Annotated in this window: 1 protein-coding gene; it reads right to left on the bottom strand. The window is 63.8% G+C overall.

Annotation, left to right across the window (positions count from 1 at the left end; translation table 11 throughout):
• Window positions 1-599, bottom strand: a 599-nt coding sequence (gene cysQ / locus EOA22_RS36110) for a 3'(2'),5'-bisphosphate nucleotidase CysQ (RefSeq protein WP_164756309.1), incomplete at its 3' end; no start/stop codon positions are given.
• Between the last annotated feature and the right edge of the window lie 91 nt (window positions 600-690).

The raw sequence follows: 690 nt of genomic DNA, 5'->3' as shown, positions 1-690 counted from the left end.
ACATCAGCCTCGGCACTGGCGAGAAGGCAGAATTTCAAGGACGAACCGACCGAGACGATTTCGGCGGCACCAAGGTCGCGAATATAGGCCTCGGTTTCCGGCGTGTTGTGGGAACGGCTGGCGACGACGGCCAGAGGCGCCACGGCCCTTCTCACCGAGATCGGCCGGCGGCCGACGATCTGGTAGCCGCCATCGATTTCGAGAGATTCCGCCCTTCCCGGCAGGCCGGAAAAGAAGCGGCCCGCGCAGGGCGCAAAGACGACGCCGACTTCCGGCACGCCATCGCGAACCAGCGCTATGTTGACGGTGAAATCGGTGCGGCGGTTGACGAATTCCTTGGTGCCGTCGAGCGGATCGATCAGGAAGAAAGCCCCATTTAGGTCGGGCGGCACGATACCGGCGGAAGCTTCTTCCTCGGCCACGCAGGGGATATCGGGAAATGCGGCACGCAGTCCGGCGAGAATGATCTTTTCGCTCTCGCGGTCCGCCTCGGTCACCGGCGAGGCGTCGGACTTGCGGTCAACCGCACAGCCGGCGTGGAACACGCGCATCACCTCGCGCCCGGCCGACAAGGCCAGGCGCTCGAAGATTTCAAGCATCAGCCTGTCGTCAGATGCCGCCGCCGCTATCGTATTGGTCTTCGGCAATGTCGCGCTCGTTCAGCCAGTGTTCCAGGGCGTCGACCATCTC

The organism is Mesorhizobium sp. M7A.F.Ca.US.014.04.1.1, assembly GCF_003998745.1.
Lineage (GTDB): Bacteria > Pseudomonadota > Alphaproteobacteria > Rhizobiales > Rhizobiaceae > Mesorhizobium > Mesorhizobium ciceri.
This window is presented reverse-complemented; position numbering and strand designations above follow the sequence as displayed.